The organism is Sulfitobacter sp. 1A12779 (genome assembly GCF_043557315.1).
Classification (GTDB): Bacteria; Pseudomonadota; Alphaproteobacteria; order Rhodobacterales; family Rhodobacteraceae; genus Sulfitobacter; species Sulfitobacter faviae.
This window is the reverse complement of the sequence record NZ_JBIFFU010000074.1, coordinates 1-1,405: the sequence shown is the minus strand read 5'-3', so window position 1 is coordinate 1,405 and position 1,405 is coordinate 1. Positions and strand designations below refer to the sequence as shown.

The following is a 1,405-nucleotide window of genomic DNA, read 5'->3' as shown; positions in this document are numbered from 1 at the left end:
CTTTGTATATCCCCTGCGGGTCAACTCTTCCGAGGCAGGGACACTCGACGGGTAGAGTTTGTAGACACTTTCGTCTTCCGACCAATACTGGACTGCACGCGAGTCGATGTCGCACAAAATTGCACCGTGCTGAAGGTTATCGAAGTGGTCTTGCCAGGGATCCGCACTAAAGGACGAAATATTTCTGCGTACCGCCGAGGGCTCCTGAGCACGGAGAAGGGAAGGTGCTGCCAGAAGTCCGATCATAGTTGTCGAGACGAACTGGCGTCGTGTTTTCAGTGTTTTTGTCATATGCCTTGCCTCACTCTTTTGTTGGCTGACGGATACGACCTCTAGCAGCTAGAGGTTCAACTGAAAAACGATGACGTTCTCGTGAGGCAGCGAGTTTACAGGTATCGACGGGTTTCAGCGCAATAATCGCGATACTTGGAGCCGTATTGCTCATGCAGCCATGGCTCTTCCGCGAGCGGGGCAAGGGCCAGCGCGGCAACTCCAACGATGACGATAGGCCAAACCCAAGATGAGGCGAAGAGAAGACCAAAACCTATCAGGATGGCCATGTCGGCAAGGTACTGCGGATGCCGAGAGAAACGGTAGAGACCCGAAGTGATAAGCTCGTCTCTCGCACCGCTGGTGGCTTTCAGTCCAATGCTGAATGCCCCCCACCAGACGATCAGATTTCCGGTTGCGATCAAGAACGGCCCGACCGCCCAACGGAGTGCGTTGGCCATAGAAGCGGATTTCCAATCCAAGATGCCCAAACCGATCACCGCCCCAAACACGGCCAATGTGAGTCCCCATGCAATGTTTGGTATGACTGAATGCTCTCTGTTTGGAGGCCAGATGCGCTTGGACGGGCGGACGATCGACCAAAGGAGCGCACCAATCAAAACCAGACCGGACAGCAGGCCAACGACCACTAGTATGCCTTGGGCAATCGTCATGGGCGGTGTCCGAACACCTGCGCCTCCTGATGCGCATTGTCGCTCGCTTCGAATTCAAGCGTGGAATGCTCGATTGAGAAACGTTCATGCAGCACCGATTTGACGTTTTCTTTAATCTTGTCGGCCTCACCCATCCGTTCGCGTTCGACGACAATATGGCAGTCCAATGCCGCAGCGTGCTCCTGCATTTGCCAAAGGTGAACATGATGTACGTCGACCACGCCTTCGACGCCTTGGATCGCTCTGACCACGTCGTTTCCATCCACATCCGGCGGGCTCCCGAGCATCAGGGTTCGGATTGGGCCGCCTATTTCAGTGAAAGACAGATACAGAATGTAGAGCGCGATGCCGATCGTGATGGCAGGATCAACCCAACGCATGTCGTAAAGGATGATCAGTGACCCACCGACGATAACCGCGACCGAAGCAAGCGCGTCCGACAGGTTATGCAGGAAAAGCGC

At 54.8% G+C, this 1,405-nt stretch carries 2 protein-coding genes and 1 pseudogene; all 3 read right to left on the bottom strand.

The window, feature by feature from the left end; genetic code table 11:
* A pseudogene (locus ACGYLQ_RS20800) lies at positions 1 to 291 on the bottom strand (L,D-transpeptidase); the annotation flags it as partial.
* A gap of 95 nt (positions 292 to 386) precedes the next feature.
* Positions 387 to 944 carry an isoprenylcysteine carboxylmethyltransferase family protein gene (locus ACGYLQ_RS20795; RefSeq protein WP_067626877.1) on the bottom strand — a complete coding sequence of 186 codons (558 nt, stop codon included), beginning with the start codon at positions 942 to 944 and terminating at the stop codon, positions 387 to 389.
* On the bottom strand, positions 941 to 1,405 hold a 465-nt coding region (locus ACGYLQ_RS20790), incomplete at its 5' end, for a cation diffusion facilitator family transporter (protein ID WP_394444680.1). The genes ACGYLQ_RS20795 and ACGYLQ_RS20790, both read right to left, overlap by 4 nt.